The sequence below is a fragment of the Pseudonocardia sp. CA-107938 genome, from assembly GCF_050936315.1.
Classification (GTDB): Bacteria; Actinomycetota; Actinomycetes; order Mycobacteriales; family Pseudonocardiaceae; genus Pseudonocardia.
Window position 1 is genome coordinate 691025 of sequence record NZ_JBNJNA010000001.1, and the last position, 22235, is coordinate 713259.

Sequence of the window (22235 nt, forward strand, 5' to 3'; positions counted from 1 at the left end):
TCGATCTCCACGGACGACCATTTGCCCTTGATCGCCGCAACATCGGGGAGCTGTGCACCGGATCGTCCTTAGTACTTCAGGAGGTTCGCGTCGTCGATCGACGAGGACCGACGCGTACGGAAGATCGACATGATGATCGCCAGGCCGACCACGACCTCGGCGGCGGCCACCACCATCACGAAGAAGGCCATGACCTGGCCGTCGAGGCCGCCGTTCATGCGGGAGAAGGTGACCAGGGTCAGGTTCACCGCGTTCAGCATCAGCTCGATGCACATGAACACGACGATCGCGTTTCGGCGCACCAGCACGCCGACGGCGCCGATGGAGAACAGCAGCGCCGAGAGCAGCAGGTAGTTCGCGTGACTCACTGCTCGACCTCCTTACGGCCGGTCAGGGCGTGCGCGTCGGGCAGCTGCTCGTCGAACGGCTCGATCGGCGTGGCGTCGATGATCGACGAGATGGACTCCGGCGCGATCGACCCGTCCGGCAGCAGGGCCGGCACGGCCACCGAGTTGCCGGTGGCGAAGACGCCGGGGCCGGGCAGCGGGGAGATGCGGTCGTGCTCGCCGCGCAGCCGCGCGATCACGGTGGCGCGCTGGCCGCGCTTGTTGCGGCCCTTCGTCTGCGCGAACGCCAGCACCATCGCGCCGAGCGCCGCCGTGATCAGCAGCGCCGAGGTGAGCTCGAACGCGAACAGGTACTGGGTGAAGATCAGCGCGCCCAGGCCCGTGACGTTGCCGCCCGCGCCGGCGTCGGCGGGCAGCCCGGCCGACGGCGCGGTGAACAGCGCCCCGCCGATCGCACCCACCAGCACCACCGCGAATGCGAGCCCGACGACGAGCGCGGCGAGCTTCTGCCCGCGCAGGACCTCGACGACCGAGTCGGAGCTGTCCCGGCCCACGAGCATGAGCACGAACAGGAACAGCATCATCACGGCGCCCGTGTAGACGATGATCTGCACGAACCCGAGGAACGGCGCGTTCTGGATCATGTAGAGCACGGCGAGCGAGAGCATCGTGCCGGCCAGGCAGAGCGCCGAGTGGATGGCGTTGCGGGCGAACACCATGCCCAGCGCACCGAGCAGCGCCAGCGCGCCCATGATCCAGAAGGTGATGGTCTCGCCGAGGCCGATGGTCTCGCCGGCGGCCTGGGCCAGGATGGGATTCACTTGACCTGCTCCCCCACCGGATCGGACTTGTGCCCGGCCTTGGCGAGCTGCGGACCCTGCACGTAGTAGTCCTGCTCGCTGTCGCCGAGCCGCATCGGGTGCGGCGGCTGCTCCATGCCCGGCAGCAGCGGCGCCATCAGCTGTTCCTTGGTGTAGATCAGGTCCTGCCGGTTGTCGTCGGCCAGCTCGTAGAAGTTGGTCATCGTGAGCGACCGGGTCGGGCAGGCCTCGATGCACAGGCCGCAGCCGATGCAGCGCAGGTAGTTGATCTGGTAGATCGCGCCGTAGCGCTCACCCGGGGAGTAGCGCGCCTCCTCGGTGTTGTCGCCGCCCTCGACGTAGATCGCGTCGGCCGGGCAGGCCCAGGCGCACAGCTCGCAGCCGACGCACTTCTCCAGCCCGTCCGGGTGCCGGTTGAGCTGGTGGCGACCGTGGTAGCGCGGTGCGGCCGGCGGGAAGTTCTCCGGGTACTCCTCGGTGACGACCTTCTTGAACATCGTCGAGAAGGTGACGCCGAAGCCCTTGAAGAACTCAAACATCGTCGTTCTCCTTCGCGGATGCGCCGACGGCGGCGGGTTCCGGCGCCGCGGCGTCGACGGCCGTGACGCGCGGCTTGCGCTTCTTGCGGTCGGGCACCGAGAGGTCGATCGGGGGCACCGGGAAGTCCGAGGCGAGCTCGATCACCGGCTCCGCGTCGACCTGCCGGTCCGGCACCGCGAACGCGATCGCCAGCACGATCACCAACGCGATCCCAACCGTGATCAGAACGCCGGTGACGCCGAACCCGGACTGGCGCATCGTGCGGATCGCGAAGATCGCCAGGATCCACAACAAGCTGCCCGGCACCAGCACCTTCCAGCCCAGGCGCATGAACTGGTCGTAGCGCAACCGGGGCAGGGTGCCGCGCAACCAGATGAACACGAACAAGAACACGAACGTCTTGACCAGGAACGCCAGGAACTGGAACCAGCCCGAGTTGAACCCGTCCCACAGCAACGGCAACCACGGGATCTGCCCGCCACCCAGGAACAGCGTGGTGGCCATCGCCGACACCGTCACCATGTTCACGTACTCGGCCAGGAAGAACAGCGCGAACTTCAACGAGCTGTACTCGGTGTGGAACCCACCCACCAGCTCCGACTCCGCCTCCGGCAGGTCGAACGGTGCCCGGTTCGTCTCGCCGACCATCGAGATGACGAACACGACGAAGCTCGGGGCGAGGAGCAGCGCGTTCCAGCCGGACGCCTGCCCGGCCACGATGTCGGCCGTGGACAGCGACCCGGAGTACAGGATGACCCCGACGATCGACAGGCCCAGCGCGATCTCGTAGGAGATCACCTGCGCGGCGCTGCGCAGCGCGGCCAGCAACGGGTACGGGGAACCGGAGGCCCAGCCGCCCAGCACGATCCCGTACACGCCGATCGAGCTGCAGGCCAGCACCACCAGCACACCGACCGGCAGGTCCACCAGCTGGAGGACCGTCTCCTCGCCGAAGATCGAGACCTTGCCACCGAACGGGATCACCGAGAACGCCACGAACGCCGGGATCGTGGAGATGACCGGCGCGATGAAGAACACGCGCTTGTCGGCCATCACCGGCATGATGTCTTCCTTGAACGCGAGCTTCAGCCCATCGGCGAGGCTCTGCAGCCAGCCGCCAGGGCCCACCCGGTTCGGGCCGGGACGCTGCTGCATCCGGCCGACCACCTTGCGTTCCAGGTTGATCATGAAGAGCGTCAGCAGCACGCCGATGGCGAACAGCGCGACGACCTTCAGCAGGATCAGCCACAGCGGGTCGTCGGCCAGCAGCCGCTGGGTCTCGCTGATCCCGTCGACCGGCGCCTGCGCCAGCCACTGGGTCGCGTTCACGCGCTCACCCCCACCAGGTCACCGTGGCCGGCGCCGAGGGTGGCGCGGACGCGGGAGTTCTCGGCGTTGGCCGGTAGCCACACCACGCCGTCCGGGAGGTCGGCGAAGGCCACCGGCAGCGTGATCGCGCCGCGCTCGGTGCGCACCGTGGCCGGCTCGCCCTCGGTGAGGCCCAGCCGCTCGGCCGTCGCGGCGTTGACGCGGACGACCGCGGGCCGGGCCGTGCCGGCCAGCGCGGGCTCGTCCACCGACAGCGTCGAGGCGTCGATCAGCTGGCGCCAGGTCGCCAGCACCGCCTGCCCGAAGCCGGGCACCGCGGGCGACGAGGCCTCGATCGTCGGGGCCGCCCCGCTGCGCGCGACACCGCCGAGCCGGGCCAGCTCGCCCGCGGCCGCGGCCGGGGTCTGCGTGAAGAGGTCGGCGTCCATCTCGACGGCCAGCGTGTCGAGCACGCGGCAGTCGGGCAGCACGCCGCTCGCGTCCAGGGCCGGCGCCCACTCGCGACGGCGGCCCTCCCACGAGATGTAGCTGCCGGCGCGCTGCGCGTCCGGCGCCACCGGGAGCACCACGTCGGCGAGCTCGGTGACCGCGGAGGTGTGCAGCTCCAGGCTGACCAGGAAGCCGACCTCGCGCAGCCCGTCGAGGGCGGCGGCCGGGTCGGCCAGGTCGTTCGGGTCCAGCCCGCCGACGACGAGGGCGGCGAGGTCGCCGATCGCGGCCGCGGCGAGGATCTCGTCGGTGTCGCGGCCGACCGTCGCGGGGATCGTGCCGGCCGGGACGCGCCAGGCCTGCTCGATCTCGGCGCGGGCCGCGGCGTCGGTGACGGAGCGGCCACCGGGCAGCAGGTTCGGCGCGGCACCGGCCTCGAGCGCCCCGCGCTCACCGGCGCGGCGCGGCACCCAGCCGACCTTGGCGCCCGTGCGACCGGCCAGCGCCGACACCGCCGAGTACAGGCCGGAGACCTCGGCGGCGCGCTCGCCGACGAGGATCACCGCACCCGGCTCGCCGAGCGCCGCCGTGACGTGCTCGGGGAGGTCGGCGAGCACCGCCGCCTCCGCGCCCGGCACCGACGGCACCAGGTTGTCCTTGGCCGCCGGCGCAGCCGCACCCGTGGAGAGCGACGTGCGCTCCACGGCCGGCGTGGTCCACTGGCCCAGGTGGTAGACGCGCTGGCCGTGCTTGCGGGCCGCCTTGCGCAGCCGCAGGTAGACGATCGGCGCCTCCTCCTCCGGCTCCAGCGCCACCAGCAGCACCGCCGGGGCGGCCTCCAGGGCGGTGAAGCTGAGGTGGTCGGGCGTCGTGCCCACGACGTGCGCGGCGAGGAAGTCCAGCTCCTCCGCCGAGTGCGGCCGGGCCCGGAAGTCGACGTCGTTGGTGCCGGCGGCGACGCGGGCGAACTTGGCGTACGCGTAGGCGTCCTCGACGGTGAGCCGGCCGCCGGCCAGCACCCCGATGCCGCCGGGCTTCGCCGCGGCAAGGCCCTCGGCGGCGACCGTGAGCGCCTCGGTCCAGGAGGTCTCGGCCAGCTGCCCGTCCGCACGGCGGACCATCGGCCGGGTGATCCGGCCGGCGGACTGCAGGTAGCGGAACGCGAAGCGCGACCGGTCGTCCAGCCACTCCTCGTTGACCTCGGGGTCGTTGCCCGCGAGGCGCCGCATCACGGTGCCGCGGCGGGTGTCGACGCGGATCGCGGAGCCGCTGGAGTCGAACTCGCTGATGCCCGGGGTGGACTTGAGGTCGAACGGCCGCGACCGGAACCGGTAGGCCGCGCTGGTGAGCGCGCCGACCGGGCAGATCTGGATCGTGTTGCCGGAGAAGTAGCTCTGGAACGGCTTGTCGGCCGCGACGCCGATCTGCTGCTTCGCGCCCCGTTCGAGCAGCTCGATGAACGGGTCGCCGGCGATCTCCTCGGAGAACCGCGTGCAGCGCTGGCAGAGCACGCAGCGCTCGCGGTCCAGCAGCACCTGCGTGGAGATCGGAAGCGGCTTCGGGAACGTCCGCTTCGTGTCGACGAACCGCGAGTCGGTGCGCCCGCTCGTCATCGCCTGGTTCTGCAGGGGGCACTCGCCGCCCTTGTCGCAGATCGGGCAGTCGAGCGGGTGGTTGATCAGCAGCAGTTCCATCACGCCCTGCTGCGCCTTGTCGGCGACGGGCGAGGTGTGCTGGGTCTTGACGACCATGCCGTCGGCCACCGTCATCGTGCAGCTGGCCTGCGGCTTCGGCATCGGCCGGCCACCCATCTCCACCTCGACCAGGCACTGGCGACACGCGCCGGCCGGGTCGAGCAGTGGGTGGTCGCAGAACCGCGGCACGATGATCCCGAGCCGCTCGCACGTGCGGATCAGGATCTCGCCCTTGGGCGCGTCGACCTCGCGGCCGTCGATCGTCAGCCGCACGTACCCGTCCGGGACGGGTGCCTTCTTCTCCTCGGGCGCGAGAGTCATGCCCGCACCCCCGTCGAGAACGACGTTGCGGTGATCAACAGGGCCTTTCGATCACGACAACGTCGTTCTCGTCGCGTCAACCGGGGGGTCATGCCGATGCTCCCGACAGCTCGGCCAGCTGCTCCGGGCGCGCGACCGCGGGCTGCGCCGCGATCAGGTCCAGGAACTCCTGGCGGAAGTACTTGACCGCGCTGGTGATCGGGCTCGTCGCACCGTCACCGAGCGCGCAGAACGAGCGGCCGAGGATGTTGTCGCAGATGTCGACCATCGTGTCGATGTCGGACTCCGTGCCCTCGCCGTGCACCATCCGCTCCAGGATCTGCACCAGCCAGTAGGTGCCCTCCCGGCACGGCGTGCACTTGCCGCAGCTCTCGTGCTTGTAGAACTCGGTCCACTTCATGACCGCCCACGGCACGCTGACGGTCTCGTTGAAGATCTGCACCGCGGTGGTGCCCAGCATCGAGCCGGCCGCCGCCGCGCCCTCGAAGTCCAGCGGCACGTCGAGGTGCTCCGCCGTGAACAGCGGCGTGGACGAGCCACCCGGCGTCCAGAACTTCAGCGGGATGCCGTCCTTCATGCCGCCGGCCATCTCCAGCAGCTGCCGGAGCGTGACGCCCAGCGGGGCCTCGTACTGGCCGGGCCGCTCGACGTGGCCGGACAGCGAGTAGATCTTCGGGCCGGGGCTCTTCTCGGTGCCCATCGACCGGAACCAGTCACTGCCGCCGGCCACGATGAAGGGAACGGACGCGATCGTCTCGACGTTGTTCACGACGGTGGGCGACGCGTACAGGCCGGACGTGGCCGGGAACGGCGGCTTGAGCCGCGGCTGGCCGCGCCGGCCCTCCAGCGAGTCGAGGAGTGCCGTCTCCTCGCCGCAGATGTACGCGCCAGCACCGGCGTGCACCACGATGTCGAGGTCGAACCCTGAGCCGAGGATGTCCTTGCCCAGGTAGCCCTTGGCGTAGGCCTCCTCGACGGCGTTGCGCACCCGGCGGATGCAGTGCAGCGCCTCACCGCGGACGTAGATCGCGCAGAAGTTCGCGCGGATCGCGTAGCTGGTGATGATGCAGCCTTCGACCAGCGAGTGCGGGTCGGCCATCATCGTCGGGATGTCCTTGCAGGTGCCCGGCTCGCCCTCGTCGGCGTTGATCACGAGGTACTTGGGCTTGGCGCCGGCACCGTCGGGACCCTGCGGGATGAAGCTCCACTTCATGCCCGTCGGGAAGCCCGCGCCGCCGCGGCCGCGCAGACCGGAGTCCTTCACCAGCGCGATCAGCTGGTCGGGGTGCGCGGTGAGCGCGTGGCGCAGCGGCTGGTAGCCACCGGCCTCCTCGTACGCCGCCATCGACCAGGAACGCTCGGCTCCCCAGTTGCGGGTGAGCACCGGGACCAGTGGATCACTCATGACTTCTTCTCCGGGAGCGCCGGGAACGCGGGCATCTCGTCGGGCTGCGCCGGGGCCGTCCAGCCGCGCTCGGCGGCCAGCTCGACGCCGCGCAGCGTCTCGGGCGCCGCGGACGGGCCCGTGACGCTGTTCGCGAGGTCCGGGAAGATCCCGGCCAGCTCCAGCTCGACCGTGCGGAAGTCGGTGAGCGGAGCGCCCCGGGTGGGCGCCGGCTTCTCGCCGCGCTGCAGCGCGTCGACCAGCGCCTCCGCCGACTCGACGGTCTGGTTGTCGAAGAACTCGTAGTTGACCTGCAGCATCGGCGCGAAGTCGCACGCCGCCAGGCACTCGGCCTTCTCGATCGTGATCGAGCCGGGGGTACCGGGTTCGCCGGCCGTCTCCTCGTGCCCGACGCCGAGCTTCTCGGAGATGCGCTCGTAGATCGCGTCGCCACCGAGAGCCGCGCACAGCGTGTTGGTGCAGACGCTGACCAGGTGCTCGCCGCACGGCGTGCGCTTGTACATCGTGTAGAACGTCGCGACCGCGGACACCTCGGCGGTGGTCAGCTCCAGCGCGTCCGCGCAGTAGCGGATCCCGTCCTGGCTGACGTGCCCCTCCACCGACTGCACGAGGTGCAGCAGCGGCAGCAGCGCCGACCGCGACTGCGGGTACCGCGCGATGATCTCCTTGGTGCGCTGGCGCGTGACCTCGTCGAACACCGGGGAGACGATCGGCTGGTCGGCCGGGCCGGTGAACACGACCTCCTCCGGGGCCACGGCCCGCGGCGCGTTGATCTCCGGGTTGCCTTCAGGGAGCGTCACCGGTCCACACCTCCCATGACGGGGTCGATCGACGCGACCGCGGCGATGACGTCGGCGACCATGCCGCCCTCGCTCATCGCGGGCATCGTCTGCAGGTTCACGAAGCTGGGTTCGCGCACGTGGACGCGCAGCGGGCGGGTGCCGCCGTCGGACACCAGGTGGAAGCCCAGCTCGCCGCGCGGCGACTCGACGACCGAGTACGCCTGCCCCGGCGGCACGTGGAAGCCTTCGGTGACCAGCTTGAAGTGGTGGATCAGCGACTCCATCGACTGACCCATGATCTTGCGGACGTGCTCGAGCGAGTTGCCCATTCCGTCGCCGCCGATGGACAGCTGCGCGGGCCAGGCGACCTTGCGGTCCTCCACCATCACCGGGCCGGGGTTCTCCTGCAGCTTCGCCGCGGCCTGCTCGATGATCTTGAGCGACTCGTGGATCTCCGCGAGGCGCACCCGGTAGCGGGCGTAGCAGTCGCCCTCGGCAGCCACCGGAACCTCGAAGTCGTACTCCTCGTAGCCGCAGTACGGCTCCGTCTTGCGCAGGTCCCACGGCAGGCCGGCCGAGCGCAGGATCGGGCCGGTGGCGCCCAGCGCCAGGCACCCGTCGACGGGCAGGTAGCCGACGTTCTCCAGCCGCTGCCGCCAGATCGTCTGGCCGGTGAGCAGCTTGTCGTACTGCGGCAGCCGCTCCCGCATGAGCGCGACGAAGTCGGTGACCCGCTCGAACCAGCCATCGGGGAGGTCCTGCGCGAGCCCGCCCGGCCGCACGAACGCGTGGTTCATGCGCAGCCCGGTGAGGAACTCCAGGAGGTGCAGCACCTCCTCGCGCTCGCGGAACCCGGCCGTCATGCCGGTGAGCGCGCCCAGCTCCATGCCGCCGGTGGCCAGGCACACCAGGTGCGAGCCGATCCGGTTGATCTCCATCAGCAGGACGCGGCCGATCGTGGCGCGCTTCGGCGGCTCGATCCCGAGCAGCTTCTCCACCGCGAGGCAGTAGCCGACCTCGTTGAAGATCGGCGACAGGTAGTCCATGCGCGTCACGAACGTGACGCCCTGGGTCCAGTTGCGGTACTCGCAGTTCTTCTCGATGCCGGTGTGGAGGTACCCGATCACCGAGCGGGCCTGCTGGACGGTCTCCCCCTCCAGCTCCAGCACCAGGCGCAGCACCCCGTGCGTCGACGGGTGCTGCGGACCCATGTTGATGACGATGCGGTCGTCGTGCTCCTCGTCGATCAACGTGTCCCAGTCGCCACCGGTGACCGTGTAGACGGTGCCCTCGGTGGTCTCGGTCTCCTGGGCGGCGTAGACGTCGTTCTCAGTGCTCATGAGTACGCACGCCTTTCGTCCGGCGGCGGGATCTCCGCGCCCTTGTACTCGACGGGGATGCCGCCGAGGGGGTAGTCCTTGCGCTGCGGGTGCCCGTCCCAGTCGTCCGGCATGAGGATGCGGGTGAGGGCCGGGTGGCCGTCGAAGACGACGCCGAACATGTCCCAGGTCTCGCGCTCGTGCCAGTCGGCCGTCGGGTAGACCTCCACGACCGACGGGACGTGGGCGTCGTCGACGTCTACCGCGACCTCCAGCCGGATCCGGCGGCGGTGCGTCATCGACAGCAGGTGGTAGACGACGTGCAGCCGCTGCGGCACGTCCACCCCGTAGTCGACGCCGGAGATCGACGAGCACAGCTCGAACCGCAGGTACTGGTCGTCGCGCAGGGTGCGGCAGATCTCGACGATCGACTCGCGGCGCACGTAGAAGGTGATCTCGCCGCGGTCGACGGTGATCTGCTGGATGGCCGAGCGGCCGATGCCGCGCTCGTCGAGCGCGGAGGCGAAGTCGTCGGCGAACTCGTCGAACCAGCCACCGAACGGGCGCTCCGCGGGCGCCGGCGCGTAGCCGGGCAGCTGCAGACCGCCGAAACCGGACGTGTCGCCGGTGCCCGTGACACCGAACATGCCCTGGCGGCTGCGCGCGGGCGGGGCGGGCACGCGGGTGCCGCCCTCGGTGGGCGCGGCCTGCTCGACCTGGCCGGCCTCCGGCGCCTCGCCACCCGCGGCCCGCTGGGCGGCCGTGTCGGCGCCGCTCGCCTCGGCCGAGGACTGGGCACCGCCGGTCGGCTCGGCCGACTCCTTCGACGTGCCCCCCGTGTCGGTCACTTCTCCCCCTCCAGCGGCGGCAGCAACGCGGCCCGGCGCTTCTCGTCGACCTGACCCTTGGGCGCGAACTTGACCGACGACGGCACCAGCTCGGTCTTGTGGCCCGACTCCGCCAGCGCCGCGGCGCGCTTCGCGCCCAGCGGCTCGTCCATGATCTTGGCGTGGATCTTGAGGATCGCGTCGATCAGCATCTCCGGCCGCGGCGGGCAGCCCGGCAGGTACATGTCGACGGGCACGACGTGGTCGACGCCCTGCACGATCGCGTAGTTGTTGAACATGCCGCCCGACGAGGCGCACACGCCCATCGCCAGCACCCAGCGCGGCTCAGGCATCTGGTCGTAGATCTGGCGCAGCACCGGCGCCATCTTGTTGCTGACCCGGCCGGCGACGATCATCAGGTCGGCCTGGCGCGGTGAGGCCCGGAAGACCTCCATGCCGAAGCGCGCGAGGTCGTAGCGCGGGGCACCGGTCGTCATCATCTCGATCGCGCAGCACGCCAGGCCGAACGTGGCCGGCCACAACGACGACTTCCGCGTCCAGTTGACCAGCTTCTCGACGCTGGTCAGCAGAACGCCGTTGGGCAGGTGTTCCTCGAGTCCCATGTGAGTTACCTAGTTCCAGTCGAGCCCGCCGCGGCGCCACACGTAGACGTAGGCGAAACCGACGGTGACGATGAAGAGCACGATCTCCACGAGGCCGAACAGGCCGAGCCGGTCCGCGCTCACCGCGAACGGGTAGAGGAAGACCATCTCGATGTCGAACAGGATGAACAACATCGCGGTCAGGTAGTACGCCACCGGCATGCGCCCGCCGCCGACCACCGGGTCCGGCGAGGGCTCGATGCCGCACTCGTAGGAATCCAGCTTGGCGCGGTTGTACCGGCGCGGACCGACGTACGGCGCGGCCGTCACGGAGAACAGCGCGAATGCCCCGGCCAGCGCGAACAGGAACACCAGAGGCAGGTAGGAGTCGAGCAATCCAGGCACCTCTTCTTCGATATGCCGACCAGCGGTTCCGACCCTAAATAGCGACTACGACCGCAGCCGAGTCAGGCAACCCTTACTTGAGACTCGGCGTCAGCTTCGTCATCGCGACGATGATGCGGTCGCTGACCGACCCGTCGCGGGGGTCGTACAGGTTCGCGAGCAGCTTGAGGATGAACCGCATCAGCGTCTCGCGCGGCAGCCCGTACTTCGTGGCCGTGGCCATGATCGTCGGGTTGCCGATCAGCTTCGAGAACAGGTTGCCGATGCGGTAGTAGCTGCCCAGCGCGTCGCTCATCGCCGCCGGGTAGCCGGCCAGTGCCGCCTCCGCCGACGCGCCCGAGCGGGCCAGCGCCTGCACCGCCACCCGCGACGCGATCGCCGCGGACTCCATCGCGTAGGCGATGCCCTCACCGTTGAACGGGTTGACCATGCCGCCGGCGTCGCCGACCAGCAGCAGGCCCGGCCGGTAGTGCGGGGTGCGGTTGAAGCCCATCGGCAGAGCGGCGCCGCCGACCGTGCCGACGGCGTTCTCGTCGCGGTAGCCCCACTCGTCGGGCGTGCCGTCGAGCCACGACTTCAGCAGCGCCCGGTAGTCGGTCGTGCCGTACGCCTTCGACGTCGAGAGGATGCCCAGGCCCACGTTCGACGTGCCGTCGCCCATGCCGAAGATCCAGCCGTAGCCGGGCAGCAGCTTCGGGTTCGCCGGGTCCGAGCGGTCCCAGAGCTCGAGGTGGCTCTCCAGGAAGTCGTCGTGCGTGCGCGGGCTGGTGTAGTACCGGCGCACCGCGACACCCATCGGGCGGTCGTCGCGCTTCACCATGCCGAGGGAGAGGGCCAGCCGGGCGCTCACGCCGTCGCAGGCGAGGGTGAGCGGGGCGCGGTAGCTCACGGGCTGCTTGTCCTTGCCCTTGCCCACGTGGCCCGAGACGCCGATGACGCGGCCGGCGTCGTCGAGGATCGCCTCCGAGACGGTGGTGTCCTCGTGCAGCCGTGCGCCCGCCTTCTCGGCGTTGCGCACCAGCAGCTCGTCGAAGTCCTGGCGCGGGCGGACCGCGCCGAAGTTCGGGAAGCTCGCCAGCGTCGGCCAGTCCAGCTCCAGGGTCACCCCGCCGCCGACGACGCGCAGGCCCTTGTTGTGCAGCCAGCCGTTCTTCTCCGAGCAGTCGATGCCCAGGTCGATGATCTGCTTCATCCCGCGCGGCGTGAAGCCGTCACCGCAGACCTTCGGGCGCGGGAACGTCGACTTCTCCAGCAGCAGGACGTCCAGGCCGGCGCGCGCCAGGTAGGCGGCAGCGGTCGACCCGGCAGGGCCGGCACCGACGACGATGACGTCGGCCTCCCCGTCGGACGTGGTGGGTACGGGTAGCGCCACAGCGGCTCCTTGTGAAGGAATTCACGAAGTCCGCCGTGAGTCTAAACACCGAGGTACGGGCCTCGTCTACCCGGTGCGGACCGCGCGGTGCAGCGCGACTGCTCCCCCGACCAGGTCCCGCCAGGCCACCTCGCCCCACCCGGCGGCGGCGATCTTGGCCGCGAGCTGCGGCTGGGCCGGCCAGTCCCGGATCGACTCGCCCAGGTACCGGTAGGCCTCCGGGTTGCTCGACACGGCGTCGGCCACCGCCGGCAGGATCCGCTCCAGGCCCAGGTAGTACGCGGCGCGGAACGGCGCCCACGTCGGGCGGGAGAACTCGCACACCACCAGCCGCCCGCCCGGCTTCGTCACCCGCGCCAGCTCGCGCAGGGCGCGGTCGGTGTCGGCGAAGTTGCGGATCCCGAACTGGACGGTCGCCGCGTCGAACACGGCGTCCGCGAACGGGAGGTGGAGCGCGTCGCCGGCCACCCGCGGCACCTCGCGGTACGCGCCGGCGCGGAGCATCCCGAGGGAGAAGTCCGCGGCCACGCACCACGCGCCCGAGCGCTGCAGCTCCACCGTCGACACGGAGGTGCCGGCCGCGAGGTCCAGCACCCGGTCGCCGGGACCGATCCGCAGCGCCTCCCGCGTCAACGCGCGCCACCGGCGGTCCAGCCCGCCCGTCAGCACGGTGTTGGTCAGGTCGTACCGCTGCGCCACCCCGTCGAACATGGTGGCGACGGCGTGCGGATCCTTGTCCAGCTCGGCCCGGCTCACGAGACGACCCTACGTCCCCGCGAGTTGCCCCGATCAGGACGGCGAGTTGCCCGCCGCGGGACCGCGAGTTGGCCATCTCAGCAGGGTGAGTTGGCCCGATCGAGAGGCAGCCGCGACGGCTGGACCGGCCAACTCGCCGTCCCGAGACGGGCAACTCGCGGTCCCGAGCCGGGCAACTCGCCGTCCCGAGCCGGGCAACTCGCCGACCCGAGGCGGGCAACTCGCGGTCAGTCGAGGTCGGTCAGGACCTCGTGCAGGCCTCTCAGGTAGTCCGCGCGGACCTGTTCCGCGATCGCCGGCCACTCCTCCTCCGGACGGCTCAGGGGTGCGCCGGGGTCCACGCCGAAGGCGCCCATGCCGTGGAGGTTGATCCAGCGGTGGTCGTAGTCGTGCGGGGTGGCGCGGTCCCACGCCACCGCGCGTTCGACGATCACCTTCAGCCGGGCCCTGGCCTCGGTGAACGCCCAGCGGTTGATCGGCTCGCCGTAGCGCTCGCGCAGGATGGCGACGGCGCCCCCGACGGTCGGGTCGGCGCAGCGCATCACGTCGAAGCGGGCGCGCAGCTGCGCCGCGTAGAACCAGGTGGCGCCCTCCTCGTGGCGTCCGCCGGCGAACAGGGCCGCCGCCAGCGCGCAGAGGACGGGTGGGGTGTGGCGCTGCGGGGCCGCCAGCACGGCCTCGACGGCTGCGGCCGGATCGGGTCCGTGCAGCGCGGCGATCGTCTCGGCCTGGCCGGCGACGTCGATCTCGGCGTGCTCGCCCGTCGGCTCGTGGGAGAAGGGATTCCGCACGCGGCCAGCGTGCCGGGGCTCGGCCGCTCCACCATCCGTGCTCCTACGCAGCTCCGAGCGTGGTCAGCATGCCGCTGACCGCGGACGGCCAGTCGTAGCGTTCGGCGCGTGCCCTCGCGGCCGCGCGGCGCACGGCCTCCTCCGCGGCGAGCACGCTGGTCACGCCGGCGGCGAACGCGTCGGGCGAGTCGAGCGCGGACAGGGCCGGGCCGACGATCTCCGGCAGCGCCGACGACGCCGACACCACCACCGGGGTGCCGCTGGCCAGCGCCTCCAGGGCGGAGAGCCCGAACGTCTCGTGCGGGCCAGGAGCGAGCGACACGTCGGCGGACGCGAGCAGCGCGGCGAGCCGCGGCCGCTCCGGCACGAACCCGAGGAACGTGACGGGCAGCCCGGCCGCGCGGCGTTCGAGCGCAGGTCGCCGCGGCCCGTCCCCGGCGACGACGAGCCGCACGCGGTGCCCCGCTCCGGTCAGCGCGGCGACGGTGTCGACGCTGCGTTCGGGGTGCTTCTCCGGCGAGAGCCGCCCGCAGTGCACGAGCAGGGCCTCGGCCCCGTCGGCGAGGTCGGCGCGCAGGGCGGGGTCGCGGTGGCGCGGGGAGAACGCGGCGAGGTCGACGCCCAGCGGCACCTGGACGACGTTGCCGGCGCCGATGCGGTCGAACTCGGCCCGCGCGAACGACGTGGTCGCGACGACCGTGTCGTAGGCGGCGGCCATGCGCGCGTTGGCGCGGTCGGCGACCGCGCGCGCCGCCCACTCCGGCAGCAGGAACTGGGCCAGCAACCGGTCGAGCCGCTCGTGCGAGATCACGACGCTCGGCACGCCGCGCCGGCCCGCCCACGCGCCGAGCCCGCGCAGGGTGAGCCGGTCGGAGACCTCGATCGCGTCCGGCCGCAACCGTTCCAGCAGCCGTTGCACCCGCCACGGGTCGACCGCGCGGTAGCCCCCGGTGCCCGGCAGCAGCGGCGCGGGCACCGTGATCCGGTGGATCCCGCCGGGCAGCCGCTCACGCCTGGCGCGCGGCCCGGGCACGACCAGCACCACCTGGTGCCCGCGCGCGGCGTACCCGGCGCCGAGGTGGTGCAGCGCCGTGCGCAGCCCGCCCGAGCGCGGCCCGTAGAAGTTGGCGAGCTGGACGATCCGCACGTCAGGCGGCCCGCCGGGCGATCGCCTGCTGTCCGACCACCTCCGCGTAGTGCACGACGAGCTCGTCGCACACCGCCGACCACGTGCGCCGCAGCACCGACTGCCGCGCGGCGGCACCGAACCGGCGGCGCAACGCGGGATCGGTCAGTGCGGCGACGGCCGCGCGCAGCTTCGCGTCGGCGGCGACAGCGGTGGCGTCCGGCGGCTCGACGCCCTCCGGCCGCGGCGGCACCAGGTAGCCGGTGCGGCCGGGGAGCACCAGGTCCCGGGGGCCACCGGCGTCCGGCGCCACCACCGGCAGACCGGACGCCAGCGCCTCCTGCACGGCCTGGCAGAACGTCTCGGACGGGCCGGTGTGCACGAACACGTCCAACGACGCGTACACCTTCGCCAGCTCGTCGCCGTCGCGGAACCCGAGGAAGTGCGCGTCCGGCAGCGCGGCCTCCAGGCCCGGCCGGCTCGGCCCGTCGCCGACGACGACCAGCCGCACCCCGGGCAGCCCGCGCAGCGCGGTCAGCCGCTCCACCTGCTTCTCCGGCGCGAGCCGGCCCACGTACCCGACGAGCAGCTCCCCGTTCGGCGCCAGCCGTGCGCGCAGCTCCGCGTCGCGCTTGGACGGGGTGAAGCGCCGCGTGTCGACGCCGCGCGCCCACTGGTGCACGCGCGGCACGCCGCGGGTGCGCAGCGCCTCGGTCGCCCACGTCGACGGCGCCAGCGTGCGGTCGGCCTGCGCGTGCAGCCGGCACGTCCACCGCCACGCGGCCCGCGCGGTCAGCCCGAGCCCGTACGACGAGGCGAAGCCGGCCACGTCGGTCTGGTAGATCGCGACGGTCGGCACACCGAGTCGGCGCGCGGCGAGCAGCCCCCGGTAGCCGACGACGAACGGCGCCGCCAGGTGCACGACTTCCGGCCGGAACCCGCGCAGCGCGGTCAGCACCCGGCGGCTGGGCACGCCCACCGGCATCGACGAGACGACGGGCAGGTCCACCGACGGGATCCGCACGACCGGCGCCCCCCGGTACTCCGCCGGCCCGTCCATCCCGGGCGCGACGACCATCGCCTCGTGGCCACCGGCGGTCAGGTGCTCGACGACGCGCAGCACCGAGTTGGTGACGCCGTTGACCACGGGCAGGAAGCATTCCGAGACGATCGCGACGCGCACGACGTGACGGTCCCCCACGCGCGGACCCCGCTCGGGTCGCCCGGTTGGCGGGTTGCCGAACAGGGAACCAACTCTTGCCTCCGGCGCGGGTCAGCCCCGCTGAGCGGCGACGACGTCGGCGAGACCGGCCGCGACCGATCCGAGCTCGCCCATCACCTCGCGCTGGATGTCGGCGAGCGATCGCTCCTCGCCGTCCGCGATCCACTGGAGGAACGCCACACCGAAGACGGTGATGCACGCCCCGGCCGCGAGCGCCGCGGCCCGTTCCTCGACACCGCGTGCACGCAGCGCCTGTGCCACCGACGTCTCCAGCGCTGCCATCTTCAGCAGCTCCCGCTCCTGCAGTGCCGGGTTCGCGGCGATGACGGACTGGCGGCGGCGCGACCACGACCGCCGCTCGTCGTCGAAGAAGCCGGCTGCGGTGGCGAGGGCCGACGCGACGGTCTCGAGCGGCGTCGCATCGGCCGGGGCGGCGGCTACGGCGTCGAGGAATCCCTGCTGGAGCCCGTGCTGCGGGTCGAACAGGACCTCGCGCTTGTCGGCGAAGTGCCGGAAGAAGGTGCGTTCGGTCAGGCCGACGGCGCGCGCGATCTCCTCGACCGTCGTCTGCTCGAAGCCCTTGGTCACGTAGAGCTCGAGCGCGGCCGCCTGCAGGCGCTCCCGCGTGCCCGGCTCCCATCGCGCCATGGGACAAGCATAGTGATGACAGTGGCTGACGTCCCGTGCTACGTTCGATGTCAGGAACTGACATCAACGGAAGAAGAGTTGCCATGCGCGTCTTCGTCACCGGAGCCTCCGGCTGGATCGGCTCCGCCACTGTCGACGAGCTGATCGCCGCCGGTCATCACGTGGTTGGCCTCGCCCGCTCCGCGACCTCGGCCGCCGCACTGGAGGCGAAGGGCGTGGAGGTCCGCCGCGGCGACCTCGACGACCTCGACGGCATCCGCGCCGGCGCCGCCGACGCCGAGGCCGTCATCCACCTCGCCAACAAGCACGACTTCAACAACCCGGCCGTCTCCGCCAGCGCGGAGCGGGCCGCGGTGCAGACGATCGGGGAGGCCCTCGCGGGCAGCGGCCGGCCGTTCCTGGTCGCGTCCGGTCTCGTGCTGGGTGTCCAGGGGCGGCCCGCCACGGAGGAGGACGAGTCGCCCTTCCACGGCCCCGACTCCGCCCGCGGCGGCAGCGAGAACCTCGCACTGAGCTTCCTCGACCGCGGGGTGCACCCGGTGGCGCTGCGGTTCGCGCCGACCGTCCACGGCACGGGCGACCACGGCTTCGTCGCCGAGCTGGTCCGCGTCGCGCGCCGGACGGGCGTCGCGGGCTACATCGACGACGGCGCGAACCGCTGGCCTGCGGTCCACCGCTCCGACACCGCGCGGCTGATCCGCCTCGGGCTGGAGAAGGCGCCCGCGGGGGCACGCCTGCACGCGGTCGCCGAGGAAGGCGTCCCGGCGCGGGTGATCGCGGAGGCGATCGGTCGCGCCGTCGGTGTCCCCGCTGCCTCGATCGCGGCGGACGACGCACCGGCCCACTTCGGCTGGATCGGGCGCTTCTTCGGGATCGACGCCCGGGCGTCGAGCGCAGGTACGCAGGAGCTGCTCGGCTGGCGTCCCGAAGGGCCGACCCTGATCGAGGACCTCGACGCGGGCGCCTACGCCCACGCCTGACGCGGGCCGATTTCCACGGGTGATCCACGACACGTCATCTGGGAGTCGCACCGGCGACACCGGGGGCGGTGACGCTCGGTACGCATGACGGTCCAGCAGTCCCCGGATGCGCCCGCCCCGCCACCCGTGGATCCCGGTTTGCTCTCCCGCGCGCTCGAAGTGGCCGGGCGGCTCGCGAACGACGCCGCCGAGGTGATCACCGCCACCGCGGGCCGCGACCGCCGGACCGGCCCCGACTACCCGTACGACTGGGTCACCGACACCGACCACACGCTCGAACGGCACACCCGCAGGGTGCTGGCCGCCGAGTTCCCCGACGTGCCCGTCGGGGAACCGGTGCCGAGCACGCCGTTCCACTGGCTCGTCGCGCCCGTCGACGGGGTCGCGAACTACGTCGCGGGCCTGCCGTGGTGCGCGTACAGCCTGGCGCTCGTGGACGCGTTCGGCCCGGTCGTCGGGGTCATCGCCGACCCCAGCCGGGCGCACATCTACGCGGCGGCGCGCGGGCGCGGGGTGCGCGCCAACGGCGTCCCGGTGCAGGTCGCGGCCCGCCCGGCCGCGGGCGGGCTGGTGTGCACCGAGTTGCTGCCGTCGACGGCGGCGCGGTTCGCGCAGGTCGTCGCCGGGCACGTCGGGCTGCGGGTGCTCGGGTCGGCGGCGCTCGCCATCACCGAGGTGGCGCTGGGCCACGCCGTCGCCGCCGTCCTCGACGGCTACCGCGACCGTGACGTCGCCGGTGCCGTGTGCCTGGCGCGCGAGGCCGGCGCGCTCGCCGTCGAGGAGCCGGACGGGCTGGTGGTGGCCGTGCCGGGCGCGGTCGAGGAGGTGCTGGGCTGGTGGCGGGCGGGGTGAGCGATCACCCGCGCCGGCGCCGCCGCAACCAGAACGCCAGCGGCCCCAGCACCAGCCACGTGACCAGCACCCCGATGGCGAGCGGGCCGGACTGGCCCAGCGCCGTGCGGCCGGCGACGCGGACGCGCTGTGGGTCGGAGGAGCTGTACTCGACGGGCACCGAGTCCCCGGCCTGCAGGCCGCGCGGGTACGCCACCCCGTTCTCGGGGACGACCGTCTCGCCGCGAGCGGTGGAGAACCGCACCAGCGTGCGGGTGAACGTGGAGCCGTCGAGCACCTGCGCCTCGGCGACGGCGCGGTTGGCGTCGATCGCGCGGTCGTCGACGATCGCACCGGCCACCGCGAACACGGCCAGTGCCGTGACCAGCACCGCGAGGCCGGCCACGAACTCGGCGCAGCGGGTGCGCAGCAGGTTGGCGACGGGATTGAGCAGGTCGGCGAGCTCGTCGGCCACCTTCGTCACGGTGGCGCCGGTGCTCGGCGGACCCACCTGCGTCCCTGTCACGCCGGGTGACTCTAGTCGCCCCCCACACCGGGGCTGTGGTCAGCGCCTCGTGGGCCGGGCGCGCATTCGCCGACGCTCCCTCCTACCCTCGGTAACGTGACGATCGCCCCGTTACCCGCCAGGTTGGGCGTCCGTACCAGGCTCGTCGACGAGCCCGGCCGGCTGCTCGACCTGCTTCCCGACGCGCAGAACCCCCTGTGCTGGCTGCGCGACGGCGACGGCGTCGTCGGGTGGGGCGAGGTCGCCCGGTTCTCCGGCACGGGCCCGTCGCGCTTCGCCGACGCCGACGCGTGGTGGCGCCGTTTCGTCTCCCGCCTCGACGTCCGCGACGAGGTGGGCGCACCGGGCAGTGGGCCGCTCGCGTTCGCCTCGTTCACGTTCGCGGACGACTCGCCGGGCTCGGTGCTGGTGGTGCCGCGGGTCGTCGTCGGGCGACGGGACGGGGTCTGCTGGGTCACCGAGTTCTCGGCGGGCGAGGGCCCGTCGGCGGTGCGGTCGGTGAGCCCCGTGCAGCCCACCGGCACCGTTCGGTACGCCGACGGCGACCTGTCGGTGGCCGGCTACCGCTCGGCGGTCGCCGAGGCCACCCGGCGGATGCGCCGCGGCGAGCTGGACAAGGCCGCGCTGGCGCACGACCTGCTGGCGGTCGCCGACCGCCCGCTCGACGGCCGGTTCCTGCTCGCCGGCCTGGCCGACCGCTACCCGACGTGCTGGTCGTACGCCGTCGACGGGCTAGTCGGGGCGACCCCGGAGCTGCTGATCCGCCGGCACGCCGGCACCGTGTCGGCGCGGGTGCTGGCGGGCACGAGCTGGCTCGGCGAGGGCGGCGCGGCCGACGCCGACGCCGTCGCGGCACGGCTGCTGGGCTCGGCGAAGGACCGCCACGAGCACGCCATCGCGATCGACTCGCTGGCCGCGTCGCTGCGCCCGCTCTGCGCATCACTGGACGTGCCCGATGTGCCGTCGGTGGTGGCGCTGCGGAACGTGTCACACCTGTCCAGCGACGTGCGCGGCACCCTGCCCGACGACGACCCGGCGTCCCTGCTCCTGCTCGCGGCGGCCGTGCACCCGACCGCCGCCGTCGGCGGCACGCCGCGCCGGGCTGCGGTGGCGTTGATCGCGGAGCTCGAGCAGATGGACCGCGGCCGCTACGCCGGGCCCGTCGGCTGGGTGGACGCGGACGGCGACGGCGAGCTGGGCATCGCGCTGCGCTGCGCGCAGCTGGAAGGCCGCTTCGCGCGGCTGTACGCGGGCTGCGGCATCGTCGCGGAGTCGGACCCGGACACCGAGGTGCGCGAAGCCGCCGCCAAGCTGCTGGCCGTCCGCGAGGCCCTCGAAGAGCGGGGGTAACGGCTGCAGCGGCGCCGCCGAGTCCCCCGGGCACCACACAGCTGGGGGGTCACCACGGCGAGGAGGCCGGGCATGCCCATCGCGTTCATCTTCGACTCCGACAAGGTCGGCGAAGCCGAGTACGACAACCTGATGAAGGCGCTCGGGCTCGAGTCGCTCGACGCACCCACGCCGCCCGGTTCGATCGCGCACCTCGCAGGCCCCAAGCCCGACGGCGGCTGGCGCGTCGTGGACGTGTGGGAGAGCGAAGAGGCCGCCAACGCGTTCTACGGCTCCCCGGAGTTCGCTCCCGTGTCGGGCAGCGCCGAGGAGATGGGGATCACCACCACCCCGTGGCGGCTGCACCGGACCCAGGTCTCCGCGCTGGTGGACCTGCTCGGCTGAGCCGGTCCGGGCGACGTCACACAGCGCACGGCCACGTCACACAGGTTGTGCGCTGTGTGCGGTGGCCGCTAGCTGTGTGACGTCGTGTGGGCCGAGCGCTGGACGGGCAGTTCCAGCGTCGCGACGCAGCCGCCGTCGGCCGAGGTGAGGGTGAACGTGCCGCCGTAGCGGCCGACGATCTCGGCCGTCGCCGCGAGGCCGTGGCTGCCGTCGCGGAGCACGTCGGGGGCGGCGCCGTCGGGGAGGCCGGGGCCGTCGTCCGCGACCTCGACGCGGGCCAGGTCCGCGTGCCGGCGCGCACGCAGCCACACCCGCGCGCCGGGGGCGTGCTTCTCGACGTTGACCAACAGGTTCGTGATGACCTGGCCGAGCGCCCAGTGGTCCATGCCGACGCGCAGGTCGGGTTCGACGTCCAGCTCGACGGCGAGCCCCGACGAGCGGTGGACGACGGCGAGGTCGCGCAGCAGCGGGGCGACGGCGGCGCCGCCGGGCGGGCCCTCGCGCTCGTCGAGCAGGTGCCGCAGCTCGCTGGCGGCCGCGCCGGGGAGCGCGGCGACCGCGGCCCGCAGCTCCTCCTCCCGCTCGGCCGCCGCACCGAGGGCGGCCTCGGCCGCGGCGAGCCGGGCGCGCACGCCGTGCACCGTCGAGGCCAGGAACGCGGCGCCGGTGCCGACCAGCATGACGGTGGCGCCGAGCTCCAGCACGCGCCCGACGGGACCTTCGACAGACCCCGGCGCGGTGCCCGTGACCAGCGCGATCGCGTGCGCCGCGGCGAGCGTGGCGAACGCGAGCCCGACCCGGCGCGGCAGCCGGCGGTCGTGCTGCAGCCCGGCCGCGACGACCAGCAGGCTCGTCGCGCCGGCACCCGACCACGCGAGCATGCCGGCGGCCAGCACCAGCCACGACGGCGGCGGCGCGGCCGGCACGACCGACCGGGCGACGAGCACCGCGACCACGGCCGCGGTCACCACGCCGGCCAGCACGAGCGGGGCGCGGTCGCGGCGGCGCGGCCGGCCGCGCAGGGCCAGCGCGAGCATCCCCACACCACCCAGCGCGGCCAGGCTCGCGGCGAGCAGCCACGACGGGTGCGGACTGCCGTGCAGCAGGAACGGGACCGGCACGTACATCGCCACGGCGGCCGCGACCAGCCGGGCCCGCGGCTGCGGGGCGGTTGCGGCGGCGGCCCCGATCAGCGCGGCGGCGACGGCGGCGAGGTCGGCCGGCAGCTGGTCGAGCACGCGGGCACCGACCGGGTCTTCCGGCAGCACCAGCACGACGACCGCGGCGAGGGCGAGACCGGCGACGAGCGCCGCCGTCTCTGCGGCGAGACCACGGACCGTGATGGACAACCGAACCGACCCCTGACGACAACATCGACGGCGCGGCGGACCGGCCGGGCGCTGGGGAGCTCCATCTGGCTGTCGACCG

General features: G+C 72.8%; 23 protein-coding genes. 4 read left to right on the plus strand and 19 right to left on the minus strand.

Annotated features, from left to right (window positions below):
- Positions 1 to 68: 68 nt before the first annotated feature.
- From nuoK to ACQEVB_RS03575, 17 genes are all read right to left on the minus strand, one after another.
- Positions 69 to 368 (minus strand): NADH-quinone oxidoreductase subunit NuoK, encoded by a 300-nt coding sequence (gene nuoK / locus ACQEVB_RS03495; RefSeq protein ID WP_432964843.1) that lies wholly within the window; start codon positions 366 to 368, stop codon positions 69 to 71.
- Positions 365 to 1168, minus strand: a complete 804-nt coding sequence (locus ACQEVB_RS03500; protein ID WP_432964846.1) for an NADH-quinone oxidoreductase subunit J — start codon at positions 1166 to 1168, stop codon at positions 365 to 367. Before ACQEVB_RS03500 ends, nuoK begins: the two co-directional genes overlap by 4 nt.
- A complete protein-coding gene (gene nuoI / locus ACQEVB_RS03505; protein ID WP_432964849.1) occupies positions 1165 to 1707 on the minus strand; it encodes an NADH-quinone oxidoreductase subunit NuoI in 543 nt (180 codons plus the stop codon). The genes ACQEVB_RS03500 and nuoI overlap by 4 nt, the downstream gene beginning before the upstream one ends.
- Positions 1700 to 2995, minus strand: a complete 1296-nt coding sequence (gene nuoH / locus ACQEVB_RS03510) for an NADH-quinone oxidoreductase subunit NuoH (protein ID WP_432980107.1) — start codon at positions 2993 to 2995, stop codon at positions 1700 to 1702. The genes nuoI and nuoH overlap by 8 nt, the downstream gene beginning before the upstream one ends.
- 38 nt (positions 2996 to 3033) lie before the next feature.
- Positions 3034 to 5481, minus strand: a complete 2448-nt coding sequence (locus ACQEVB_RS03515) for an NADH-quinone oxidoreductase subunit G (protein ID WP_432964852.1) — start codon at positions 5479 to 5481, stop codon at positions 3034 to 3036.
- 88 nt (positions 5482 to 5569) lie between these two features.
- Positions 5570 to 6886 carry an NADH-quinone oxidoreductase subunit NuoF gene (gene nuoF, locus ACQEVB_RS03520; protein WP_432964854.1) on the minus strand — a complete coding sequence of 439 codons (1317 nt, stop codon included), beginning with the start codon at positions 6884 to 6886 and terminating at the stop codon, positions 5570 to 5572.
- Positions 6883 to 7686 (minus strand): NADH-quinone oxidoreductase subunit NuoE, encoded by an 804-nt coding sequence (nuoE, locus tag ACQEVB_RS03525; protein WP_432964857.1) that lies wholly within the window; start codon positions 7684 to 7686, stop codon positions 6883 to 6885. Before nuoE ends, nuoF begins: the two co-directional genes overlap by 4 nt.
- Positions 7683 to 9008, minus strand: a complete 1326-nt coding sequence (locus ACQEVB_RS03530; RefSeq protein ID WP_432964860.1) for an NADH-quinone oxidoreductase subunit D — start codon at positions 9006 to 9008, stop codon at positions 7683 to 7685. Before ACQEVB_RS03530 ends, nuoE begins: the two co-directional genes overlap by 4 nt.
- The gene (locus ACQEVB_RS03535; RefSeq protein WP_432964863.1) at positions 9005 to 9835 is read right to left on the minus strand and encodes an NADH-quinone oxidoreductase subunit C; all 831 of its coding nucleotides are present in this window, start codon (positions 9833 to 9835) and stop codon (positions 9005 to 9007) included. Before ACQEVB_RS03535 ends, ACQEVB_RS03530 begins: the two co-directional genes overlap by 4 nt.
- Complete coding sequence (locus ACQEVB_RS03540) at positions 9832 to 10437, minus strand: NuoB/complex I 20 kDa subunit family protein (RefSeq protein WP_432964866.1); 606 nt, start codon at positions 10435 to 10437, stop codon at positions 9832 to 9834. The genes ACQEVB_RS03535 and ACQEVB_RS03540 overlap by 4 nt, the downstream gene beginning before the upstream one ends.
- A 9-nt stretch (positions 10438 to 10446) precedes the next feature.
- Entirely contained in the window at positions 10447 to 10812 is a 366-nt protein-coding gene (locus ACQEVB_RS03545) for an NADH-quinone oxidoreductase subunit A (RefSeq protein ID WP_432980110.1), read from the minus strand.
- An 82-nt stretch (positions 10813 to 10894) separates the two neighbouring features.
- The gene (locus tag ACQEVB_RS03550; protein ID WP_432964869.1) at positions 10895 to 12193 is read right to left on the minus strand and encodes a geranylgeranyl reductase family protein; all 1299 of its coding nucleotides are present in this window, start codon (positions 12191 to 12193) and stop codon (positions 10895 to 10897) included.
- A 66-nt stretch (positions 12194 to 12259) separates the two neighbouring features.
- Positions 12260 to 12949: a demethylmenaquinone methyltransferase gene (locus tag ACQEVB_RS03555; RefSeq protein WP_432964872.1), complete on the minus strand. Its 690-nt coding sequence runs from the start codon at positions 12947 to 12949 to the stop codon at positions 12260 to 12262.
- A 227-nt stretch (positions 12950 to 13176) separates the two neighbouring features.
- Complete coding sequence (locus tag ACQEVB_RS03560; RefSeq protein WP_432964875.1) at positions 13177 to 13740, minus strand: hypothetical protein; 564 nt, start codon at positions 13738 to 13740, stop codon at positions 13177 to 13179.
- Positions 13741 to 13783: 43 nt separating this feature from the next.
- On the minus strand, positions 13784 to 14887 hold the full coding sequence (locus tag ACQEVB_RS03565; protein ID WP_432964878.1) for a glycosyltransferase: 1104 nt from the start codon (positions 14885 to 14887) through the stop codon (positions 13784 to 13786).
- Between the two features lies 1 nt (position 14888).
- Positions 14889 to 16049 (minus strand): glycosyltransferase family 4 protein, encoded by a 1161-nt coding sequence (locus ACQEVB_RS03570; RefSeq protein ID WP_432964881.1) that lies wholly within the window; start codon positions 16047 to 16049, stop codon positions 14889 to 14891.
- Positions 16050 to 16139: 90 nt separating this feature from the next.
- Positions 16140 to 16736 carry a TetR/AcrR family transcriptional regulator gene (locus ACQEVB_RS03575; RefSeq protein WP_432964884.1) on the minus strand — a complete coding sequence of 199 codons (597 nt, stop codon included), beginning with the start codon at positions 16734 to 16736 and terminating at the stop codon, positions 16140 to 16142.
- 83 nt (positions 16737 to 16819) lie between these two features.
- Here ACQEVB_RS03575 and ACQEVB_RS03580 point away from each other — a divergent pair, with 83 nt between their 5' ends.
- Together ACQEVB_RS03580 and ACQEVB_RS03585 are read left to right on the plus strand one after the other, a co-directional pair.
- A complete protein-coding gene (locus ACQEVB_RS03580; RefSeq protein ID WP_432964887.1) occupies positions 16820 to 17716 on the plus strand; it encodes an SDR family oxidoreductase in 897 nt (298 codons plus the stop codon).
- Positions 17717 to 17800: 84 nt separating this feature from the next.
- Positions 17801 to 18568 (plus strand): inositol monophosphatase family protein, encoded by a 768-nt coding sequence (locus tag ACQEVB_RS03585; protein WP_432964890.1) that lies wholly within the window; start codon positions 17801 to 17803, stop codon positions 18566 to 18568.
- 4 nt (positions 18569 to 18572) lie between these two features.
- On the opposite strand, the gene ACQEVB_RS03590 is transcribed toward ACQEVB_RS03585, so the two are convergent.
- Complete coding sequence (locus ACQEVB_RS03590) at positions 18573 to 19073, minus strand: DUF3592 domain-containing protein (protein WP_432964892.1); 501 nt, start codon at positions 19071 to 19073, stop codon at positions 18573 to 18575.
- A gap of 96 nt (positions 19074 to 19169) precedes the next feature.
- Here ACQEVB_RS03590 and ACQEVB_RS03595 point away from each other — a divergent pair, with 96 nt between their 5' ends.
- Both ACQEVB_RS03595 and ACQEVB_RS03600 read left to right on the plus strand, forming a co-directional pair.
- Complete coding sequence (locus ACQEVB_RS03595; protein ID WP_432964895.1) at positions 19170 to 20423, plus strand: isochorismate synthase; 1254 nt, start codon at positions 19170 to 19172, stop codon at positions 20421 to 20423.
- Between the two features lie 72 nt (positions 20424 to 20495).
- Positions 20496 to 20807: a hypothetical protein gene (locus ACQEVB_RS03600; protein WP_432964898.1), complete on the plus strand. Its 312-nt coding sequence runs from the start codon at positions 20496 to 20498 to the stop codon at positions 20805 to 20807.
- A gap of 68 nt (positions 20808 to 20875) precedes the next feature.
- Here ACQEVB_RS03600 and ACQEVB_RS03605 read toward each other — a convergent pair whose 3' ends face one another.
- Positions 20876 to 22156, minus strand: a complete 1281-nt coding sequence (locus tag ACQEVB_RS03605; RefSeq protein ID WP_432964901.1) for a sensor histidine kinase — start codon at positions 22154 to 22156, stop codon at positions 20876 to 20878.
- Positions 22157 to 22235 lie beyond the last annotated feature (79 nt).

Bases quoted from the DNA above. Each gene is read 5' to 3' on its own strand.
- ACQEVB_RS03575 (WP_432964884.1), bottom strand. From the start codon at position 16,736: ATGGCGCGATGGGAGCCGGGCACGCGGGAGCGCCTGCAGGCGGCCGCG.
- nuoI (WP_432964849.1), bottom strand. From the start codon at position 1,707: ATGTTTGAGTTCTTCAAGGGCTTCGGCGTCACCTTCTCGACGATGTTC.
- ACQEVB_RS03540 (WP_432964866.1), bottom strand. From the start codon at position 10,437: ATGGGACTCGAGGAACACCTGCCCAACGGCGTTCTGCTGACCAGCGTC.
- ACQEVB_RS03585 (WP_432964890.1), top strand. From the start codon at position 17,801: ATGACGGTCCAGCAGTCCCCGGATGCGCCCGCCCCGCCACCCGTGGAT.
- ACQEVB_RS03600 (WP_432964898.1), top strand. From the start codon at position 20,496: ATGCCCATCGCGTTCATCTTCGACTCCGACAAGGTCGGCGAAGCCGAG.
- ACQEVB_RS03530 (WP_432964860.1), bottom strand. From the start codon at position 9,008: ATGAGCACTGAGAACGACGTCTACGCCGCCCAGGAGACCGAGACCACC.
- ACQEVB_RS03580 (WP_432964887.1), top strand. From the start codon at position 16,820: ATGCGCGTCTTCGTCACCGGAGCCTCCGGCTGGATCGGCTCCGCCACT.
- nuoF (WP_432964854.1), bottom strand. From the start codon at position 6,886: ATGAGTGATCCACTGGTCCCGGTGCTCACCCGCAACTGGGGAGCCGAG.
- ACQEVB_RS03515 (WP_432964852.1), bottom strand. From the start codon at position 5,481: ATGACTCTCGCGCCCGAGGAGAAGAAGGCACCCGTCCCGGACGGGTAC.